The following is a 20781-nucleotide window of genomic DNA, read 5'->3' as shown; positions in this document are numbered from 1 at the left end:
TCTCGGCTACGGCCAGCACTGGGAATCCCTGCGCAACATCCAAGCCAACCATGGGGACGTGCGCACCAGCATTGAATTCCTCGAGATGCTCGACGCCTCCTAACCCACCCCGACACTCACCAATTTTAGGGATAAACACATGTCACTCTCCGGCAAGAAAGTCGCCCTTTTGATCGAAGACGAATACCAGGTCCTTGAAGCCTGGTATCCCAAACTGCGCCTCGAGGAGGCTGGGGCCCAGGTATCGGTCATTGGCAGCGGCACCAAGAAGAGCTACGACTCAAAAGAGCACTATCCGATGGAGGTGGATGCCGCCGCCGGAGAAGTCACCGGAACCGACTTCGACGCCGTCATCGTTCCGGGAGGATTTGCCCCGGACAACATGCGCCTGCATCCGGAAATGATCGACCTTGTCCGCACCGCCCACGAAGCCGGCAAGTTGGTGGCTGCCATTTGTCACGGCGGCTGGATCTTGGCTTCCGCGGGCGTTCTCAAGGATGGCCGCCGCGCGACGGGCTACCTGCCCATCCGCGATGACGTCACCCATGCCGGCGGGGTATGGGTCGATGCGGCTGTCGTTGAAGACGGCAACGTGATCACTTCCCGGACCCCTATAGACCTGCCGGCCTTTGGCGGCGCCCTGGTGGCCTACCTGCAGCGGGAAGCCAACTAACCACGCCACGTAAGACCGGGCGGCCCCGGATGTTGAAGCCGGGGCCGCCTGGAGTACAGCCACTCATCAGGACTGCAAAGCCCGTCCGCCAACTGAAGGAAAGTCGAATGAAGATAACCAGTGTCACTGCAACGCCGCTAGGCGTCCCCCTGGACGAAGAACTGCGATGGGGCGCGATGGCCGTCAAAGTCAAGGGCGGTATCGTCGTAAAGATCACGACAGACGAGGGATTTGAAGGCATCGGGGAAGCCGGCTTCTCGGCGGTCTACTTTCCCACGGTTGGTCCGATCATCAACCAGCAGTTGGCTCCCATGCTCGTTGGCCGTGACCCCCGCGATATCGGCGGCCTCTGGCAGGAAATGCTTGATGCCACACATATGTGGGGTCGGCGCGGCATCGAAACCTATGCCGTTAGCGGTGTTGACATCGCCCTGTGGGACTTGTTGGGAAAAATCAGCAACCAGCCAGTGTACCGTCTCTTAGGCGCATCCAAGCCCAAGGTCCGCGCCTACTTCGCCCCCGCGCTTAAGCCAGCAGGGGAGATCGTGGAGGAGGTCAAGGTGGCAGTTGCCGATGGATTTACTGCCATGAAGCTGCGGGTCACCGGCGATATCGAATCCGCAGTGGAACTCCTGGGGTCGGTTCGCGATGCCATCGGCTTCACGCCGGAGATCATGGTCGACGCCAACATGTCCTACGACAGGCGAGGGGCGTATGAACTTGCCAAAGAACTCGAACCGTTCCGGCTCCGCTGGCTTGAGGAGCCCATCCTCTCGCGGAGTTTGAGCCAATATGTCGAAGACAATACTTGGCTCAGCGACCGCATCAACATTCCGTTAGCAGGCGGAGAATCCCTCTTGACCAGGTATGAGTACATCGACCTTCTCAGCCGTCGCACCTTCGACGTGCTGCAACCCGATTGCACCAGCGTCGGCGGCATTACCGAGGCTAAGCGCGTCGCCGACATGGCCAGCGCTTGGAATATCACCTGTGTTCCGCACATCGCCTGCTCCTCCGGAACGGGAATCGCGCTGGCTGCGGGACTTCACATGATCCTGGCCTGTGACAACGCACCCATGATCGAGTTCGATGCATACGGAGGACCCGGGTGGGACGGAATGCTCGTCGATGCCTTGGAGGTTAAAGACGGCTTCGTCGAAGCTAAGGACGCCCCCGGGCTCGGGGTGGAGCTGTCCCCCCAGGCGTTCTCGACGTACGAACTCGCACTCTAGCCGCCGCACGTCGACACCTCTTTCAGACAATGCAACCTGCCTCATCCGCAGGTAGAAGGGCCATAATGAGCAACCTCCCCGAACCCACGCAAATAGTTGAGCGCCTGGGAGCCGCCAAAATCCTCCCGGTCTTGCGCTGCGCTACGGCGCAGGAGGGTTACGATCTCGCCCTGCGCCTTCTGCGCTGCGGCCTTACCGCCTTGGAACTGACGGCCACTACACCCGATTGGCAGGATTTGCTGGCGGACCTGCGCCGGGAAGCGCCGAGGGCCCTGATCGGGGTGGGCACGATTGTGAACGAGAACACCGCCAAGCAAGCGCTCGACAGTGGCGCTGACTTCCTGGTCAGCCCCTATCCGTCGGAGCCCGTCCGCAGCGTTGCCGAAGCAGCCGGCAGCCTCTTCATTGAGGGCGGATTCACTCCCAGGGAGCTGGCCGCGGCGGCCGGTAAAGGCGTCGCCAAACTATTTCCTGCCCATGTGGGTGGCCCGTCCTACCTGAAATCGATGCTGGCCATCCTGCCCGGATCCCGGATCATTCCGACCGGGGGAATCCCTGTGGCCGACGTTTCCTCCTGGCTTGCAGCTGGTGCCTTCGCCGTAGGTGTCGGACGGGACCTCTATTCCGGCAATGATGCGGACATCACCATCCCTGCACTGCTCGCAGAGATCGGAATGGACGTATGTCTATCGGAATAGCCGCCATCGGCGAATGCATGCTGGAACTTACCCACCTCGACGATTCGACGCTATCGCTTGGCTATGGCGGTGACACGCTCAATACGGCCACATATCTGGCCCGTCTGGGTGGTGACTCCGTGACCGTGGACTACGTTACTCGGTTGGGTGCAGACTGGTACAGCGATCAGATGGTGGCCAGCATGGAGGACAACGGTATCGGCACCTCCTTGATTGAACACGTGGCTGACGCCACCCCGGGGCTGTACCTTGTGCGCACCGATCCATCGGGGGAACGGTCGTTTACCTACCATCGCTCCGGGTCTCCAGCCAGGTCCTTGTTTGGCCCGCAACATTCTCCGGAGCTAGACCATCTGCTCACCGGCTACGACGTGCTCTATCTGTCCGCGATCACCCTGCAGATTCTCACGCCGCTGGCCCGCCGGCGGCTATGGAATGTCTTGGACGCCCAACGGCGCCGGGGTGGGCTAGTCGCCTTCGACACCAACTACCGTCCCGCCGGCTGGCAGAATGCCGCCGAGGCACGCGATGCCATCGAAAAAACCCTCGGGCGAACCGACTACGCCTTTCCAACCTTTGACGATGAACACCACCTCTTCGGAGATCCGGATCCCACGACCTGCGCGGCACGAATCGCGGCCCTGGGCGTGAGGGAAATCGTGATCAAAAACGGTGCCGACGGATGCCTCGTGCACGCGGACGGAAAACAACTGATGGTCCCAGCCCAGCAGGTGACGGAGGTGGTCGACACCACGGGGGCAGGGGATTCGTTCAATGCAGGTTACCTCGCGGCACGGCTGGTGGGGCAATCTCCGCAGGCCGCCGCCTTGGCGGGCCACTACCTGGCCGCGGAGGTCATTCGCTGGCATGGAGCCATCATCCCACGGGACGCGACCACCACAGACCCTGCAGAAGACTCGGCCCGGTAATGTCCCGCAGACCGGAAGTCGTCCTCGACGCGAAGGCTGATCTGGGCGAGGGCCCTTGGTGGGATGATGCGCGCCAGGAGCTGCTGTGGGTCGACATCTTCGCCGGTGAAGTTCATGCTTTCAACCCCCGTGACGGAGTCGACAAGTGCCTCAACAACGTCGGCCAACCAGTCGGCATGGTTGCCCGTCGCCAGACGGGTGGTCTTGTTTGTGCTGTTCGTGACGGCATCGGCTTCATCGACGACCACAATTCATCCTTTACTCTCGCGCTTGGCATCGAAGCAGACAACCCAGGCAACCGGATGAACGATGGGGCCTGCGATCCCGCCGGTCGCCTGTGGGCCGGCACCATGGCCTCTGATCTTTCCGACGGGCAAGGTTGTCTCTACAGAATCGACGCCCAGTTGACCGCCAAGACCATGCTGAGCGGTGTGTCCATTTCCAATGGTCTGGACTGGAGCGCGGACGGAAAAACCTTTTACCACGTGGATTCCACCGCACGCAGAATAGACGCCTACGATTTCGATGTGGGGGATGGAACCCTTAGCCGACCCCGGCCCTTGGTGGAGATGCCTAGCGAACCGGCGACGCCTGACGGGTTGGCCCTCGACGCCGAGGACACTGTATGGGTGGCCATGTGGGACGGCGGCTGTGTCCGCCGGTACCGGCCCAATGGCACGTTACTGGAGAGCATCGACCTGCCCGTCTCACGAGTCACGAGCGTTGCCTTCGGTGGGCCCGGAATGAGCCAGCTCTATATTACCAGCGCCCGCCACGGGCTCTCATCTGCACAGCTGGCCGCTGAACCGCTGGCGGGTGCCATCTTTGCCCTCGACAGCGGGACCTGCGGATTGCCCCCTTACCGGTTTGGCGGATGAAACCGTCCCAACTCGCCCACACCCACGGTCTCGTTATCAGGTGGCCGGACCAGTTAGACTTGAGTTGACCGATGATGTTTAAGTTGAGGTCCTGCCTGGACGTCGGCTGAGAACCATTCTCGGACGAAGACCTGGACTTCAGGGGAGGAGACAGGAAATGAACGTACAACCTGCAAAGATTGAGCGCGTCGAGCGGCTCAGAGTGTCCGACGCCGTTGCGGCCCAGCTGGAGCAGCTTATTCTCCGGGGGGACTACAGCGTGGGCGACAAGCTGCCGCCCGAACGGGATCTGGCAGACCAGTTTGGTGTCAGCCGCAGTTCCATGCGCGAAGCGATCAGGGGCGTGGAATCCAGCGGCCTCCTGAGCAGCAGCCATGGTGTAGGGGTTTTTGTTGTCAGCAACGTCAAGCACACCCCGGGCGCTGCCGACATTTTGGTTTTTGACGATTTCACCGTGCCGGAACTTTTTGAAGTCCGGAGGACGCTTGAAAGCGAAGCCGCCAGCCTGGCTGCCAACCGCCACACCTCAGTAGTGACTGCCCAGATGCAGGGCATCTTGGAGCAGTCAGCCAATCCCGACCTGACCGACACGGAATTCATCGCGCTGGATGTGCTGCTGCACCAGACCATCACCAAGGCGGCCGGAAACGGTTTGCTGAGCAGACTGTATGAGAGCCTGGAGCCACTCTTGGTCGAATACTCTCATCGAGTGATTGCGCTGCCCGGGCGCCGGGAACTGGCGCACGCCGGGCATGTAAAGATCGTCGACGCCATCATCGCCCGGCAGGCCGGTGTGGCACGCAAAGCGGCTCTGGACCACATTAGTGATGTCGAAAGTGACCTTGCCAAGAAACTGGCATCGACCCCAATTTGACCCTTTACTCTGGCCAGATAGGGCATAGTGGTGCCGATTTTCCGGCAGAGCTGCCCAGCGGGAACTTGCTGGAGCACGGGGGATCTCGCGAGTGGGCCGCCTTCCCGCGTGCATCCCATTAAGTCCGGTTTGCAGTGCCCATCCCCGTGCGGGTCCTAGCCCTGCTGCCCACGCCCGATTCAACTGCCGACTCTTGTGCCGACCGGAGAGGTAGCGGATGAGTCTGAGAGCGGAGGCTCTCCGGCGAGGGCGGTCAAGGCGGGTCCGGAACGAACGCGCCTCTGGAGTGAGTAACGACCAAGTTTTTGCCGCCATAACGGGTCAGGACAAAAAACGTCCAGAAGTCCGAGGACCTTCGCCTCCAGGATTTCGCTTAGTCCTCCCTGGTGCCCCTCCATGGCCAGCCATACAGTAGATGTTAGACATGGCCGGCGCAAGCCGACGGCTCGTGCCACGTCGGCCTTGTAGTCAATGCGGAGATGAGCGCGCCAGCCAGAGGACAAGGATTTGGGCATCAGTGCTTGGTAACGGGGAGCCGATCCCAGTCCACCGTTCGGGCGGTGGACGCGCCACGGCCACCGGAGCGCTGAATGTTTTTGCTGCACCGCGCATTCAGGAGGGTGCGCACGGGCTGTTGCGATCTCCGCCAGTCCGCGGCTGGAGCAGGCACTGGAGGTCGCTGCCGAGGACGATGGGAGCGGGACCCGCAAACCGCAATTCCTGTTTCCAAGGGGATACGGGCCAAGTCGGCACCGAAGGAGACTGCGCCCTTGATGGAGACCAAGACCGTCGCGCCGGTGGCACGGCGGTCAATCCGGGTGAGGGCACGCCCAAGTCCGGTGGTCGCGTCGGAAGATTGCAGTGTCTGCAACCTGTCCAGTCGCCGGTAAAAAGAAGGAGCAGGTTCCGGGTCACACGTACACATGGGTATCGATGCCGACGACACGGGTGTGGGAAAACCTTCATCAGGCCCTCGGGAATTGTCCGGATAGGGCCGCTCTGACCGGTAAGAAGTGTCAGCGTCCAGGGATTGCCGCAAAGCCGGCCAGATATGTGAAAAACAAAGCCCGGCCACAGCCGTCTTTCCGCTGCCAACCCTTCACGGTCTGGCCACGAGCCCTGAGAGATATGTCGTCTGCAGTGTCAGCAGGACTCTTCTGAGCAGGGCATTAAAGCAAGGGGTGATTTTTCAATAGCTCAACCGGGCACTGACCCTCTTGAGACGGCGACAGTTTTACCGTTCAGGGTGCGTCGGTCACGTTGGCCGCAGGTATCCGGGCGGCGTCCGTGCATGCGCGGTCGATGAGGTCCGAGGTGGCCCGCTATACATAGCGGGCCACCTCCATACACGGTATGGACGCCGGTCCACCCATCCATGATTGCTGGCCACCCGGACTGGCCCGGCTTTCGCAGTTCCAGTCCGGCTTCGAATCGGTGACAGTGTGAAGGGGGCGTGAGGATGAATGACGGACCTCAAGCCCCCTTCTGAGCGCTGTCGTTTAGGATTTGTCGTTCATCTGCTCATTGTCCAGCTGTGCCACGGTGGATTCACGCAGATACGGGATCAAGTCGTACCAGTCGTAGTCGCCCTCGTAGAAATACGGCGTCGTGTCGTAGGTGCCGTCCATGGTGTCCTTGAGGGAGAGGGGGCCGGGGAACCCAATGGTCTCCCATCCCATCCGATTTTTGTTTCCACCGTAGACAGGGTCGCAGTAGAATCCCTGCCTGGTATGCAGGCACAATGTCTGGAAGAAGGAGAGATCCTCGTCGAAGACTCCCTGCAGAAAGGTGGTCACAGGCTCTTTGGTCCCGTGGGTGACCTTCGTGGGTTTGGGGGCTCCCGAGAGCTCCACGAAGACTTGGTCCTGCTGGTCCGCCGTGAGATCCACGAAGTTCCCGCCATGGAGGCGCTGGGACAGCTCATCCAGGACTTTGAGGCCGTGGCGGTAGAGTTCCTGCATCTTGAATTGCCGTGCACGCCAGGCATCGGCCGCCTTGCCCGAGATCTTCAGGAATCCGGAACCATCTGCAGCGGCATAGACGTAATCGATACCTGAAATGTATCTGTCGATAAAGACGACCACGCGGGCTTCCTTGGCTCCCGGATCGTGGTCGGTTGGCATGATCCGGGCCGTGGCGGCCTCGATAGTGTTCCACTCGTGGTCGGTAAAGAACAATGGTTCCTGGGAATCCGGGTCTACCGGTGCCCCGACGATTTCCCAGTCTGCTTTGAGGGTCATGGGGAGAGCTCCTTCCTAGATCAGTGTTGATGGGGCGAGCCGCTCGACGCGACCCTTCGAGTAGATGTCTGCGATGTAGTCCGAGCATCGCCACGCATTGGCCATCATGGTCAGAGTGGGGTTCACGCCCGTGGCAGTGGGGAAACCGGAGCCATCAAGGATGAAAAGGTTTTCGACGTCGTGTGCCTGCCCCCACTCGTTGAGCACGCTCTTGCTGGGGTCAAACCCCATTCTGGCTGTGCCGTGCTGATGGCAGGTGTTGCCTGTCATTTTGTCGAGGTAGACCGGGACGGTTTTGCGTGCCCCAGCGGCTTGCAGGATTTCGGCATTCTTGTCTACCTGCCACTTGCCCATGGCAATGTCGTTGGCATGGGGTTTGTGGGTGATCCGTGCCACCGGCAGCCCCCACGCGTCCTTGACCGTCGGATCCAGGTCGACGCGGTTGGCTTCAACGGGCATGTCGTGCAGGATCATCCCGATCTTCATCGCGTAGCTGAAGTAGTTCCGGTCGGCATCCTTGAGGGCCTCGCCCCAACTAGGCCGGCCAGGGAAAACCCAGTTGATGGGGTGGGCCGTCTGGGAGGCGGAAATGATGCTGCCGCCGATGTGGCCGCGATTAGTGTCGGTTTCGTAGAACTCGAGGGATCCACCTGAGATGTAGTTCCCCGCAAAACCGTTCAGTGGTTCGTCAACTTCGTTATCGAACAGTCCGACGGCGAAGAGATATTCGTGGAACGTGGCGTTCTTTCCCACCAGCCCGGAACTGTTGGCCAGTCCGTCAGGGAACTGGGGGCTGCGGGAGACGAGCAGCAGGCGGGCGGATTCGATAGCGCCTAGGGCCAAGATGACCACTTTGGCGTCTTGCTCGACTTCGTCGCCGTCCGGGTCGATGTAAATGACCCCTGTGGCCTTGCCGTCCTTGCCCATCTTGACCTCACGGACAAAGCTCTCCGCCCGGACTTCAAAGTTTCCCGTGGCTAGTGCGTCGGGGATGAAGGTGGTCAAAATGTTTGACCGTGCTCCCGAGGGGTCGCCGTACTGGTTCCAGAAGCTGGTCTTGTTGAAGGGGTCACGCCCGTTGTGGTTGTTGGTGACCATAGCGTGTGGAAGGGGGAAGGCATTGATGCCCATGCTGTTGCAGGCGTCATAGAAGCGTTTGCCGTATCGGGTCGGCCGCAGCGGGGGGCTGGGGTAGCCCTTGCTGCGATGCGGCTCATATTTGTCGGCACCAGCTATTCCCGAAACTCCGAACGCCCACTCAACCTTGGTTAAATAGGGTTCGAGGTGTTCGTAGCGGAACGGCCAGTCGGCCAGGCTTGCGCCTTCGAGTTCACCGTGAAGGGAGCGCAGCATGAAGTCGGATTCGCGCGGGCGTGGCACCCAGCCGGCCCAGTGGTTGGTTCCGCCACCGACCATTTGTGGCGTGGGAGAGAAGGCAAAGCGCTTGGCTTCTTCTGTTTCGGAATACCTGACGGTCCGGGGAAACAGGCCCGGATCTGGCCACATGTAGTCACGGTTCACGAACTTCAGCTCGTCGCCTGAATAATGCTCATGGTTGCGCAGCCATGGGCCCCGGTCGAATCCGACAACTTTCAGACCCGCCTCGCTGAGCACCTTGGCCGTAGTTCCGCCGGTGGCACCGAGGCCGACGACAATGACGTCGACCTGGTCGGGCTTCTTTTTTGTACCCATAGAATTCTCCTTTGAATCTAAATCGACTTGTTCCGGGGGCCGCTTCCATGGGGTAAGGGTCCGCCAGTGTTCTTAATGTGCCCCCGGTGCCGAGTGGCAGCCGGGGAGCAGTAAGGCAGGGAGGCCTATTTCTTTTCCAAATAGGAAATGATGGCTGCTGTGAAATACGGCAGGTCCGGCGGGGTTCGGGAAGTGATGACGTTGCCATCTTCCACGACCGCCTCGTTGACCCAGGTGCCACCAGCGTTGACGACGTCGTCCTTGATGGGCAGATAACCGGTGATGTTCCGGTCGCGGCACACACCTGCGGAGGCGAGGATCCAGCCGCCATGGCAAATTGAACTAACCAATTTTCCGGCTTCGTCCATCGACCTGACGAAATCAATCATCTCCGGGTGGAGCCTCATATGGTCCGGGGCGAACCCGCCCGGAACGATGACAGCGTCAAAGTCATCCGCCACCACATCTTTGGCTGCAGCATCGGCTTCCATCGGGTAATGCTCTTTGGAGTCATAAGAGCTCTTTGTACCGCTGCCGACGACGGTGACGTCCGCACCGGCTTCTTGCATTCTCAACAGCGGGTACCAGCCCTCGAGAATTTGGTAGTCATCCTCAATGAGGAGAGCGATTTTCTTGCCGGTCAAACTCATGGTCATGCCCTTCGGTTTAGTGGTTCAATTCTGGGGATCTTGGTACGGATTCAAGCAGATCGTTGAGCCGGCGCCCGCCGTAACCGGCGGGGTAGATGCTGGTTTGTCATCTGTTGATCAGGTGGTCTGAACTCTTCCGTAGTAGTGAAACCTTGTCAAGCGTTTTCTTGACGGCGGAGAGCTCTCCTGGGCTTGTTATCCTAGGGTTTGTTGTGCCGAGCGGATGAGTATGGCCACCGAGGCGGCCCCCGGATCGATGGTTCCCCGGGAGTTTTCCCGCGCGTAGCTGGACTTTCCTCGGCGTGCAGCCATGTCAGCGGTCGCCTCCCGTCCGGCATCTGAGGCGCGCGCTGCAGCGGCCAGTGCCTCCGCTCGTGATCTGCCCGCCGCCAACTCGTCCCGCAGGGTGCGGACTGCCGGGTGTAGGGCGTCAAGCATCGTCTTGTCCCCGGGCTTCACCTTGCCGCGGTCCACGATTCCCTGAGCCGCGGCTTCAAAAGCCGAGGCGAGAGCCCCATCGGAGACGTGGGGGTCGTGATCGCCGAGAGTCCGTGCCATTCTGAGGAAAATCGTGCCGTAGAGGGCACCGCTGGAGCCGCCCACCTTGGAGACCACATGCAGGCCCACGTCCTTGAGGAAAGGACCCGGCAAAGAGGTGGGGTCCCATCCGGGCAGGGAGACCAGGAGAGATGACATTCCCCGCTCCATGTTAGATCCGTGGTCGGCATCACCTGTCGCTGCGTCGAGGTTGCTCAGGCTCTCATGGTGCACCATGATTTGCTGGCAAAAATCCCGGATCCACCGTTCCAGATCGCTGCGCGTCAACTCATTTTGCACCCCAGTCATCATCGTCCCCATCGCAGGGCCGGGGTCTCAACGGGTGCATCCCAGTATCTAAGCATTTCCTCGTCCGCCTCCAGAAACGTCACTGCCGCCCCCAGCTGATCCAAGGACGTGATAAAACTGCCCACCAGCTGCCGCACCACCTGACACCCCCGTGCCTGTGCCGCGGCGGCGAGTTCGCCGGCTAGGAGATACAGCTCATTTTGCGGCGTGCCTCCCATGCCATTGACGATCATGATCAGGTCGGCATCAACGGCAGGGGCGATGTCGTGCAAGACCTCTGCAACCATGATCTCCGCAATTCGTTTGGCACCGGCCAAGGCAATCCTTTCGCGTCCTGGCTCACCGCTGATTCCGATCCCCAAATCCATTTCCGTCCCCGCCAGATCATAAACAGGTCGGCCCCGGAGCGGGGGTGTGCACGACGACAGACCGATCCCAAAGCTACCGGAGTGTTCGACGACGCGCTCTGCGAGAACTTTGACCTCGGCCAAGGAGGCGCCTTCCTCCGCTGCGGCGCCGGCAATCTTTTCCACCAGAACTGTCGCCCCTAGGCCCCGGCGACCAGCTGTCTCGCCATCGTCAGGAATTGAGACGTCGTCGTTGATAAGCACTTGGGCCAGCTCGATGTCCTCGAACGAGAGGATCTCCTCGGCCATGCCGAAGTTCATGACTTCGCCGGTGAAGTTCTTGATGATGTGCAGTACTCCGCAGCCGGTGTCGGCCTTTCGGGTCGCTGCCACGATCTGTTGGGGCGGAGGAGAGGTGAATATTTGCCCAGGCACGGCCACATCGAGCATGCCATGTCCGACAAATCCGGTGTGCATTGGCTCGCAGCCCGATCCGCCTCCACCGACCAGCCCGACCTTGGGCCGGGCCGGGGGCTGGGCGCGGTGCAAAACGCGGGTATCGGCATCCCAAGCAAGAGTCCGTTGATGCGCCCCGACTAATCCCCTTAGATAATCCTCGACTACCTCATCGGGTTGATTCATGAACTTCTTCATTGGACCTCCAAATCTTCCAGGCGTAGCGGACCGCAGCCTTAATAGGCAGGTGACCAGCTCATCAGGTGGTCTGACCTCCATACTGTATGAGGATTGTCAGCGTGTCAAGGGTTCCTAGATTGACCAGTCTGTTGAGTCCTGGCCTGAATGCAGGAGGCGCCGCGATGACAAAAGGCCAATTCTGTCTTGTCTCATCGAAGTTGAACCCAAAAACCCCGGGAATCTAGCAGTTCTGGTCCGCTCCTGATAGTCAGATTATCTGACTTTGTCTCACTTTAGTTGATGCAAAACATCGAATCGGTGACATTGGAACGGGTCCTAAAATCGCGGAATCTCGGGGAATTTTTGTGGATGGTCCACCTGTAATGTGAGAAATCCTGCTAATGGTTCATGTAGTGAGATTGGTCCACTTTAGATGAGACAGGACAAGGACACTTCGCCCCAATTTTCATTCCGGAATACAGATAGCTGCGCCTTGACATAATCTTTATTATCGGTGAAAAGAAAGTGTCAAATTCGGAGGGGCTCCGGGTGGGCCATTTCAGCAAAGAATTATCAGAGTTTGGGTTGACGCGGTGGAAGTTACTTAGCTGCTAAATGCAGTGGCTTGGGTAAGGCGGACTACTCCGGTTGCAGGGTCCACATCGAATCGGCGTAGAACGCCTTTGCCTAGTTCGTCCGCGGCGCGTTCTGCGAGGGCCCAGGCGTTGGCTGCGCAGTTGGACACTCCCGCAGTGCCAGTGAAGATGCGTGCAATGACGTCATCTGGCACAAAACGGCCTCCCATCTGTGGATCCTTTTGCCGCCCATCCCACCAGCGGGTTCGCGCTCGGGCGATGGCTGTCGCCAAGGGCGCCTCAACATCTACTACCTCGAGCTCTTCATACCCTGCACTGAAGAGTTCACTGAGGTACTGATCAGCCAGTGGTTCCCAAGAGAGAGTCCCGTCAATAACAACATTCTCCCCGGCTGAGAGCGCCAACTGGCGGACAATATCTGTGGTCTTTGTCGAAATTGAGTGAACATGAGACGCCAGTTCACGAACCCCGACAGGCTTGCCATCGGGCAGGACAAAGGAATGGCGATAGAAGAGCAAACCATGGTGCTCTGCTTCTCTGAGGATTAGATCCTTGGCTACATCAGGATCAATCCTTCGATAGCCAGGCAGCGCGAGGGTAGCCAACGCTTCCGTCTTCCCAGCCCCGGGAGGACCTGCCGTGACCACCACAGCGTGTCCTCCAGAAGATATATCGCGCTGTAGAGCCATGTACGCTTTCGCCAAGCGGGCAATAGCGAGGTCGTCGAAGTACACGGCCAGCTCACGCGGCGGCACAGCTAAGCTTCCAGTAGGCCGCAATAGATCGCTCAGCGCACCATGTACGTCATCCTGTTCAGCGGCCAATCGCCGCTCTCACTTCATTGAACTCAGCGTCCGTGAGCAGATCCTTGGCAAAGCCTGCAACGACTTGATCCCATGTCCCGGGGAGCCTACCTTCGTGCGGGTAAGGTGCGTCTTCCCCAAAGGTGTATGAGAATGCTTTCAAGTCCGATAACAATTTTTCCCGGGGTGTGTCGTACGCGAAAGCGCGGAGGATGATCTCCTCGGGATCGAGCTCGAGGTTGTCGTTGCGGCGCTCGATGGCTTTAAGCATCCTATAAACCTTGGCTTGGCTCGTTGCCAGGATCTCCGCGATTTCACGCTGCGTAAGATTGCGATGTGCCGCGTTCTGAACTGCGCGCAACTCATCCAGCAGATCCACTCGCTGCCGAGCCTGGCGCTGCAGTGCTTGGCGGTGCAACGCTGCAAGGTTGCTGTCCATGGTGATCATCGGTTCTCCTCTCCCTGAGATTGCCAGTCTAACCCTTTGATTCACTATGAATCAATGTTGGTGGGTGACGTCGAGCCTTTACGCCGCTTAGGCTCGAAGTGCCCTGCGCGTATTGGGTCATTCAATGGCATGAAGGCAGTGGTGTCATCTTCGGGTAGCCCAGATCGAGTTCGATCAATCTTCGGCCTAAGCGGCCAAATTGCTGGGCAAACCCCAATCGTCCAGAGACTCTCTGGACGATTGGAGCTGAACAGCGTACCGCCTATGATTTTTCAGCTCCTTGAAGAGGTTTGGTACTCGCTCGCTCGCAACCCACTGATGGGCGTCCGCTGCGCGGCCGACTGTTAGGGGTGGGCCCGGCTGTCGCAAGCTCGGCCGTGCCCACCCCTTGTTTTTGAAAACGCTTGCGCGTTTTTTGGTTGCTGTCCTTCGGATTTTACGTGTCCGCTCCACCGCGTCTAGCCCCTCCTGCGTCGGGGCCTACGGGCAGGAAATTATGTTCCGGCGCTGCGCTTATTTCCTCCACACATTTTCCCGCCCTTGCCCTAGCGGGTAGACACGGCTCCGTCGGCCACAGCTACGCAAGCTCCGCCAGCAACCAAAAAACAACGGGTAAAGAGAGAGAAAAGAAAGTAGCTGGCCAGGATACGCCGCTCTCTCACCCACACCTTGCACAAGGAGCACAACCATTATGAGCATCACAACGCTGACCGCCGTAGCCACGCAGGACACCAAGGAAGTCATCACCCACGGCCAGATTCTGGGCAACTTCCACGAGGGCGACGGGTACGACTGGATGGAAGAAATCGAAACCGAGGGATGGGCCGTCATCCCCAACTGGGGCATTGACGGCTGGGACTTGGGCCAGTGGCCCTACGTCATGGTGGCAGGTACTCGCACCGCCGACGAAAAAGGCCCCCTGTGGGGCATGGCCACCTATTGCGAGGGCGACGTATCAACGACGTGGTACCGCGAGCAAAAAGCCCACTGGGCAGCCATCACCGCCCAAGCTCATTTCAGCTGGATCAACGGCCAAGCACACGGCCCCAAGGACCTCCCGGAAAAGCTAGCGGACATTCCCGCCCAGTACGCCCAGCCTTACCCCGGCTGGCTCGACTAGCCAAGTGAATTTGTGGTGGCCCTCCCAAAAAGCGGGGAGGGCCACCACAGCCCGACCAATCAGCGACATGAGAAAGAGCCGTCATGACCATTTATACTTCCGCCACAGACACCGCAAAGCTTGTCCGTAAAGCTCTGAAAGAGAATTTCCCCGGCACCAAGTTCTCAGTCCGCACCACCAAATACGCCGGCGGGGCGAGCTTGGAAGTGAACTGGACAGGCGGACCAACCACCCCAAAAGTGGACGCCATTGTTAAAGGCTTTGAAGGTACAGAGCCGGACGCATCCGGCGATTTCAGCGATCCCGTGATCCACGAGAAGGAAGGGCAGCGGATCCAGTACGGGGCCGACCATATCCGCACAATGCGCATGATTACCCAGGCTACCTATGACGCCATTAGGGCTGACGTTTTGGCTTCTATGGCCCGGTGCTCCTGAAGGTGTCGTGAGCCGCCAAGTTTGGTTTAGTTGGCGGCATGGCGGATGTATTGGTAGACGGTTTCGCGGCTGATGCCGTATTCGCGGGCCAGGGCGGCTTTCGGTTCTCCGGCAGCGGCGCGTCGGGTCAGTTCTGCCGCCTGCTCGGTGGAGAGGGCTTTCTTGCGTCCCCGGTAGGCGCCCCGTTTTTTGGCGAGGGCTATGCCTTCGCGTTGGCGTTCACCGATGAGGGCGCGTTCGAATTCTGCGAACGCGCCCATGACGGAGAGCATGAGGTTTGCCAGGGGCGAGTCTTCGCCGGTGAAGACGAGGTTTTCCTTCAGGAATTCGATCCGCACGCCCTTCCTGGTGAGTTTTTGCACCACGGCGCGCAGATCATCGAGGTTGCGGGCCAACCGGTCCATGCTGTGTACGAGAACGGTGTCCCCGTCGCGGGCAAACCTCAGCAGTTCCTCCAGCTGGGGCCGTTTCGTGTCCTTGCCCGATGCCTTGTCCGTGAACATCCTGGCGACCTGGATGTTCTCCAGTTGACGCTGTGTGTTTTGGTCCAGACTGCTGACGCGGATGTATCCCAGACGCTGACCGCTCACAGTACCTCCACGATTGAAACTGTCAGGATGAAATCTAAGACCCTCGGCACCGTGTGTCAATAAAAAGAAAAAATGACTTTACCCTGACAGATGAAACGGCGTAGTTCCTGACGTCCATTTGGGGTGTACCCCAACCAGACGGTCGATTAGATTCCCGCGGGTGTGAAGGAGTCAGCCGGCCGCGAAGTGTAGGGCGGTCGCAGGGGCAAGGCGGCAGCTTGGTAGATTCCCAGAACAGTGCAGGACAATTACAGGCACCTTGATCCTGATTTCCAACTGAAAGAATTTGTGGAGTCGTCAAGCGGATGAGGCAGTAAGTGGCTGTGCGGAAGTTTTCAATGAGTCAACGGGCAGTCTATCTTTTCGCCCGTCCTGCATGTTGAATAGGGTTGAGCGCACATCACTGCATGTGCGCTCAAATTACCGGTTGTGGATGCGTGAGGCGCATCACCGGTAGGGGGGATACGTCGGGGGGAGACGATATGAAGGTCGAGTTTGTACAGCCGGTTGCTGTGCAGGATGATCCCATCTTTCGTGTTCGTTTGTGGACACCACCTGCTAGGGATGGCTTTGCGTGGAGCGTGGACGATTGGGAGCTCACCGAGTGCGATCTTGATGAAGTACTCGATTGGGCGAGGCAGCGTTCGGACGGTAACCCGTTTGAGCTGTATGTGCGGGCTGGCTCACCGGATTTCTACCATCTTCGAGGTAGACCAGCTGACGGCGGCGGCACTCAAGAGACCATCATTCTTCACACCGATTCATCGGAAAACCAATGAAAGGTGTACTTATGCGTACTAAGAAGCCCAACACCGGCAGACGACGTAGTCTTGCCATCCGCTGGAGAGCCGCAGTGGTGGGAACGCTGTCGATAGCCTTTGCCCTCACAGGACTGACGGTCGCCTCGGCTCCGGCGAACGCTGTTGTGGTCGGTGCCTGCACGATCAAGGCCAACGACCCCCATGGCTCCATTCACGTCAGCGGCACGATCAACTCCGAAGGCACGTTGAAGTGCACGATCGGTATGACCGAGATCTATATCCGCACATATCTGGAGAAGTCAGGTGGACCCTCCTGGGGTGGCAATACCGAGTCGTGGCTGAACGCGGTCGCCGGTAAGACTTACAAAAGCGTCGCGAACACCGCATGTTCGCAAAGTCCCGGCACGTTCCGCACGCGCGTATCGTACACTTTCCAGTCGCCTCCCGGCGTGAACCCCGCATACACGGCGAACACCATCTACTCGCCGTGGTTTGGCATTGCCTGTGGAGCCTCCTTCCGAAGCGCGCAACCAGAAGGGGTTGATTCCGAATGGACAGCGGAGAAGGCTCTCCCACCAGGTGCAGTCATGCAAAAAACACCTGATGGTGTCCAACTGACATTCGCCGCACAGAACTAAGGAATCGCATAAACGCTGGGGCCGGACCACCACTTGTCCGGCCCCAGCGTTGCATTGTGGGGGTCTTGGAAGCAATGGAACGGTCTATCGTGTAATTCCGTTCCATTACTGCTTATGACCCTGAAATGGTTGGAGTCGACGTCGAAAAGCCGCCAGATCTTCGGTCTGCTACCGACCATGTAGACTCTGGCGGGCAGCAGCTTACCGGTTCCTTTTGGTATGGACCTCTCGTTCGTGGCCATACCGGTCCTTTCCATTACAAAACAGCGGACTGGACCAGGCGGATGTCTGCCGCACGGTGACGCGGTTTCGCAGATACCGGGCCCAGATCCAAGTGAGTGGTCATGTCGAGGGTGAAGCGCCCGTAGGGGTTGATATGGGTCCAGAACAACGGGGAGAGACCCCTTCGGTCTTCTGGCTCGAGCAGTTCGTTGAACTCGGGGACCTCGAGCACGGTTTGCAGCATCAACGTGTTGACCAGGACCAGCGAGGACTGGAGCAGGTGTAGGGCGAGCATGGAGACTTCGGTCGTTTCCCGGTCGGGACCGGTCAGGTCGCGATTCTTGCCGTAGAAGACGACGTCGTTGCCGCTGTTCCAATTCTCGACCACTTGCAGCCCGGAATTGATCTCGCGTCGGAGATCTTCGTTGGCGAGGTAGTCGGCGGCGAAGATCGTCCGCACGGCCCTGCCGAGTTCTTCCAGGGCCTGGTAGGTGGGGTGTTTCGGGCCGCCCCTGGTGAAGCGGCGCAGGATTGTCTCCGACTCGGCGGTGCCGAGCTTGAGGGCTGTGGCGTATTTGACCATCTGGTCGTATTGCTGGGCGATGATCTCCCAATTCACCTGACGGGACAGTACGTCATTGATCTCCCCATAGGTTTCTTCATTGCCGGCACGGTAGAGGCGGATGGAACCGATGTTCTTCAACCGCGGGAGCAGCTTGAAGCCAAGGAGCTCGGTGAACGCGAATCCGACAATCGAGGCCCCGTGGGTGTCGACGTAGTTCGCCTCAATCTCGGCCTCGGTGTCGTGGCGCAGGACTCCTTCGATCATCGCCGCGACCTCGGACGAGGAACAGTTCTTCAACTGCGAGTAGATGCAGGTCGACTTCTTCTCCACATGCCAATAGATCATCACGCCGGGGCCGCCGTAGCGGTTGTGCCATTCCGTCATCAGGTTCGATTCCCAGGAGCCGAACTTCTTTGAATCCGATGCGCACGCGTTCCCTTCACCCCACCAAGCCGGGTTCCTGGCGTCGAACGTCGCGTTGACGACTTTCACGATGGCCCGGCGCAGGTTGTCCTTCGTGATGAAGGTCCGGCGGACATGGCGCAACTCCCGCTCGCTCTCCCCGTGGCCGCCGGCATCGGTCACGGCCTTGATGCCCATGTTCGTTCCGAGCCCAAAAAGGCAGAGCAACAACCGCCGGCGCAGGGTTTCCCGGTCAAGGACCTCGCGGGAGGCGACGGAGACGAATTCCTCGGTGAATCCGGTGAGGAAGTCTGCCTCCTTGAGGACCTCGAGCAGGTCCAGGGTGCCCCACCGGGCCAGGACCTCGTCCTTGAGCTTGCCCAGGTTGGCCGGCTCGTCGAGTTTCTCCAGCTTGGGTACCTTGATCCACGGCGCCCCGCGGCGTTTGGTGATCGTCACCCCGCCGGTGGTATCGGCCAGCAGCCCGTTGTCCAGCTGCTCCAGTGACCTGGTCATTCTTGAGCGAAGATCGGAAATGAACTTGTTCGGGTCCAACGGCTTACGCAAGGCCTCATAGTGAAGCTCACGTGAAGCATCGAAGTCCTGGGGCAGGTCAGCTTCCGGGTCACGCCACTTTCCAGCACCGTCAACAAAAACCTCCCGACGGCGCAAAGCATCCCGTAAGGACACGAGCAGGCAGAGCTCATAAGGGATCCGCTCAATCCTGCCCTTCTCATCCCGGACAGCACCCTCCCAGGACTTAGGCACCACACCCGCGACCGGGACCGCCTCTGTGGCGGCGAAGAACTGGTTTTTACTTCCGGCGTCCGCGTAGCGTTTCAGCAACTCGATGGCGTCCATGATGGGGCGGAATGCCGTGTTGTGGCAGCGGAACCGCAGCACGGACAGCAAGGCCGGCAGCATGCGGCGGTAATGATTCGAGTACGATCCACGCAGCACGGTCCGGACTTTGCCCTGGAACACGGTCTCGTTGGATTTTGCTTCCTGGATCAGCTGCCGCAGGGTTTTCTCGCTCACCACCGGGAACACTGCCTTCCGGACCGTCTCATCCGGGCATGCGACCGCCGTTTCTGCCAGTTTGAACAGCAACACCGTCTTCCCACGGACCCTTTGCAGGTCCCCGGTCAGTTCCTTCTCGACCTTCCTGACGGCACTGGTGTTGATCTTCAGCACCAGGACGAGCAACAGATCCACCAGGCTGTCGGCGATCTCCGCCGTGCGTTGAAGACACAAAGCGGCCAACAACGTCAACCGCACCGGGGTTGGCGCGTCCCAGAAATCCGATGGATACATCCGCGCCGCCCTGGACCGCCACGCGCTCACGACCTTCTCCGACACTCCCGCGAACAAACCGGAGGGAAGATCCAGGCCCTGGGCCGCTGAAAGCTTTTCCGCCTCCGCCAGCAGCGATTCCAAACCAGCCGGGCCCGGATCAGCCTTCAACACCGACAACAAGGACCCCGCTGCACTGTCAGCTATGAGCGCTTCCAGGCCAGCCGCACCATCCTGCCCCAGCACTTTGACCACACCAGCACACAAGTGCTGCTCAAATAACGCCCGGCCGGCCCCGATAATCCTGCCCGCACGCCCCGGCGGCTCAATCTTGTCCTGACGGCACCTGGACAGCAAAGCCTCGAGAAGCGCAGAGTCACGAACTTCCGAGGGGCATACCCTCTCTGCCAGCCACCCCGCCAGCCGGGCCTCATCAGCGGAGGTGAACTCCCGAAACCCAAACACAGATCGGATATCGGAGCGATGACGCTCAATGGTCCGTCCCGTCCACAAATACAAAGCAAGGTCTTCTGCCGGAACCCTGACCTGCTCAGAAACATAGGCCACCGCGGTGGGATCGAATTCATCCGGTCCGCTCGGGAATCTCGCCTCGATCTCGAAGAACTTCAGCAACAAGGCGAACCCCAGGCGCGTGGGGCCGGGCTTCTGGCCAAGCAGGTCCAAATCGCGCCCGACCAAAGTCCAGTCTTCAACAAGTTTAGGATTCACTCCACCACCATCACATGAACAGGCACCGTGCCGCTACAAACTTGGCGGCTCACGACACGTTCAGGAGCACCGGGCCTGGAACGGCGCATCGAGGAACACTTCGGAGAACAGATCGCCAAGTACGAGGTCAACGGGGAGCTCTTCTTCGCTTCGTCCAACGACCTCTACACCCAGTTCGACTACGTTGAGGATCCCGACCACGTCGTCATCGACATGTACAACTCGCACCTGTGGGACGCCTCCACGATCGCCTCCTTGGATGCCATCACCGCAAAATATGAGAAGTACGGCAAGACCGTCGAAATCGAGGGCCTGAACGCGGCCAGCCTGAACATGCGCGAACGCATGGCGGGCAAACTCGGAGCCGGACACTAACCGCATCTAAACCGCCAAACGAAATCACCCCCGGTTCAGGTGTCCGGTAGCGACCGGATCGGAGACGCTCTCGGGTCCCGGCGACGCGTGTGGATTTCCTCGCTCTT

General features: G+C 59.6%; 20 protein-coding genes and 1 pseudogene. 11 read left to right on the top strand and 10 right to left on the bottom strand.

Annotation, left to right across the window (positions count from 1 at the left end):
- The first annotated feature begins 139 nt into the window (after window positions 1-139).
- The 6 genes from ACX80D_RS12150 to ACX80D_RS12125 all read left to right on the top strand — a co-directional run bounded on the left by ACX80D_RS12150 (window position 140) and on the right by ACX80D_RS12125 (window position 5284).
- Window positions 140-673: a type 1 glutamine amidotransferase domain-containing protein gene (locus ACX80D_RS12150; protein WP_459322918.1), complete on the top strand. Its 534-nt coding sequence runs from the start codon at window positions 140-142 to the stop codon at window positions 671-673.
- 107 nt (window positions 674-780) lie between these two features.
- Complete coding sequence (locus ACX80D_RS12145; protein WP_459322916.1) at window positions 781-1905, top strand: mandelate racemase/muconate lactonizing enzyme family protein; 1125 nt, start codon at window positions 781-783, stop codon at window positions 1903-1905.
- A gap of 65 nt (window positions 1906-1970) precedes the next feature.
- Entirely contained in the window at window positions 1971-2603 is a 633-nt protein-coding gene (locus ACX80D_RS12140; protein ID WP_459322915.1) for a bifunctional 4-hydroxy-2-oxoglutarate aldolase/2-dehydro-3-deoxy-phosphogluconate aldolase, read from the top strand.
- A complete protein-coding gene (locus ACX80D_RS12135; protein WP_459322913.1) occupies window positions 2588-3532 on the top strand; it encodes a sugar kinase in 945 nt (314 codons plus the stop codon). Before ACX80D_RS12140 ends, ACX80D_RS12135 begins: the two co-directional genes overlap by 16 nt.
- Window positions 3532-4410: an SMP-30/gluconolactonase/LRE family protein gene (locus ACX80D_RS12130; protein ID WP_459322912.1), complete on the top strand. Its 879-nt coding sequence runs from the start codon at window positions 3532-3534 to the stop codon at window positions 4408-4410. The genes ACX80D_RS12135 and ACX80D_RS12130 overlap by 1 nt, the downstream gene beginning before the upstream one ends.
- Before the next feature lie 157 nt (window positions 4411-4567).
- Entirely contained in the window at window positions 4568-5284 is a 717-nt protein-coding gene (locus ACX80D_RS12125) for a FadR/GntR family transcriptional regulator (protein WP_459322910.1), read from the top strand.
- A gap of 514 nt (window positions 5285-5798) precedes the next feature.
- On the opposite strand, the gene ACX80D_RS12120 is transcribed toward ACX80D_RS12125, so the two are convergent.
- The 8 genes from ACX80D_RS12120 to ACX80D_RS12085 form a co-directional block, all read right to left on the bottom strand.
- A complete protein-coding gene (locus ACX80D_RS12120) occupies window positions 5799-6155 on the bottom strand; it encodes a hypothetical protein (protein WP_459322909.1) in 357 nt (118 codons plus the stop codon).
- Between the two features lie 628 nt (window positions 6156-6783).
- Window positions 6784-7524 (bottom strand): gluconate 2-dehydrogenase subunit 3 family protein, encoded by a 741-nt coding sequence (locus ACX80D_RS12115; protein WP_459322908.1) that lies wholly within the window; start codon window positions 7522-7524, stop codon window positions 6784-6786.
- 15 nt (window positions 7525-7539) lie between these two features.
- Window positions 7540-9216 (bottom strand): GMC family oxidoreductase, encoded by a 1677-nt coding sequence (locus ACX80D_RS12110; protein ID WP_459322907.1) that lies wholly within the window; start codon window positions 9214-9216, stop codon window positions 7540-7542.
- A 125-nt stretch (window positions 9217-9341) separates the two neighbouring features.
- Window positions 9342-9872 carry a type 1 glutamine amidotransferase domain-containing protein gene (locus tag ACX80D_RS12105; RefSeq protein ID WP_459322906.1) on the bottom strand — a complete coding sequence of 177 codons (531 nt, stop codon included), beginning with the start codon at window positions 9870-9872 and terminating at the stop codon, window positions 9342-9344.
- Between the two features lie 189 nt (window positions 9873-10061).
- The gene (gene dhaL, locus ACX80D_RS12100) at window positions 10062-10712 is read right to left on the bottom strand and encodes a dihydroxyacetone kinase subunit DhaL (protein WP_459322924.1); all 651 of its coding nucleotides are present in this window, start codon (window positions 10710-10712) and stop codon (window positions 10062-10064) included.
- Window positions 10712-11701, bottom strand: a complete 990-nt coding sequence (locus ACX80D_RS12095; protein ID WP_459322905.1) for a dihydroxyacetone kinase subunit DhaK — start codon at window positions 11699-11701, stop codon at window positions 10712-10714. Before ACX80D_RS12095 ends, dhaL begins: the two co-directional genes overlap by 1 nt.
- Window positions 11702-12299: 598 nt before the next feature.
- Window positions 12300-13115, bottom strand: a complete 816-nt coding sequence (locus ACX80D_RS12090) for a zeta toxin family protein (RefSeq protein WP_459322904.1) — start codon at window positions 13113-13115, stop codon at window positions 12300-12302.
- Window positions 13105-13542 (bottom strand): hypothetical protein, encoded by a 438-nt coding sequence (locus tag ACX80D_RS12085; protein WP_459322903.1) that lies wholly within the window; start codon window positions 13540-13542, stop codon window positions 13105-13107. Before ACX80D_RS12085 ends, ACX80D_RS12090 begins: the two co-directional genes overlap by 11 nt.
- Window positions 13543-14233: 691 nt before the next feature.
- On the opposite strand from ACX80D_RS12085, the gene ACX80D_RS12080 reads away from it, so the two are divergent.
- Window positions 14234-14662 (top strand): hypothetical protein, encoded by a 429-nt coding sequence (locus ACX80D_RS12080; RefSeq protein ID WP_459322901.1) that lies wholly within the window; start codon window positions 14234-14236, stop codon window positions 14660-14662.
- Between the two features lie 83 nt (window positions 14663-14745).
- On the top strand, window positions 14746-15099 hold the full coding sequence (locus ACX80D_RS12075; protein ID WP_459322900.1) for an LPD29 domain-containing protein: 354 nt from the start codon (window positions 14746-14748) through the stop codon (window positions 15097-15099).
- Between the two features lie 26 nt (window positions 15100-15125).
- On the opposite strand, the gene ACX80D_RS12070 is transcribed toward ACX80D_RS12075, so the two are convergent.
- Window positions 15126-15689 carry a recombinase family protein gene (locus ACX80D_RS12070; RefSeq protein WP_363884864.1) on the bottom strand — a complete coding sequence of 188 codons (564 nt, stop codon included), beginning with the start codon at window positions 15687-15689 and terminating at the stop codon, window positions 15126-15128.
- A gap of 482 nt (window positions 15690-16171) precedes the next feature.
- On the opposite strand from ACX80D_RS12070, the gene ACX80D_RS12065 reads away from it, so the two are divergent.
- Together ACX80D_RS12065 and ACX80D_RS12060 are read left to right on the top strand one after the other, a co-directional pair.
- Window positions 16172-16468: a hypothetical protein gene (locus ACX80D_RS12065; protein WP_363884863.1), complete on the top strand. Its 297-nt coding sequence runs from the start codon at window positions 16172-16174 to the stop codon at window positions 16466-16468.
- Window positions 16469-16479: 11 nt separating this feature from the next.
- Entirely contained in the window at window positions 16480-17088 is a 609-nt protein-coding gene (locus tag ACX80D_RS12060) for a hypothetical protein (protein ID WP_459322898.1), read from the top strand.
- Between the two features lie 256 nt (window positions 17089-17344).
- Here the strand turns inward: ACX80D_RS12060 and ACX80D_RS12055 are convergent, their stop codons facing one another.
- Window positions 17345-20299: a Tn3 family transposase gene (locus ACX80D_RS12055; protein ID WP_459322897.1), complete on the bottom strand. Its 2955-nt coding sequence runs from the start codon at window positions 20297-20299 to the stop codon at window positions 17345-17347.
- A 75-nt stretch (window positions 20300-20374) separates the two neighbouring features.
- On the opposite strand from ACX80D_RS12055, the pseudogene ACX80D_RS12050 reads away from it, so the two are divergent.
- A pseudogene (locus ACX80D_RS12050) lies at window positions 20375-20674 on the top strand (STAS domain-containing protein); the annotation flags it as partial.
- Window positions 20675-20781 lie beyond the last annotated feature (107 nt).

This window comes from Arthrobacter sp. Sr24 (assembly GCF_054511175.1).
The sequence above is the reverse complement of the archived record's forward strand: the minus strand, read 5'-3'. Positions and strand labels throughout refer to the sequence as shown.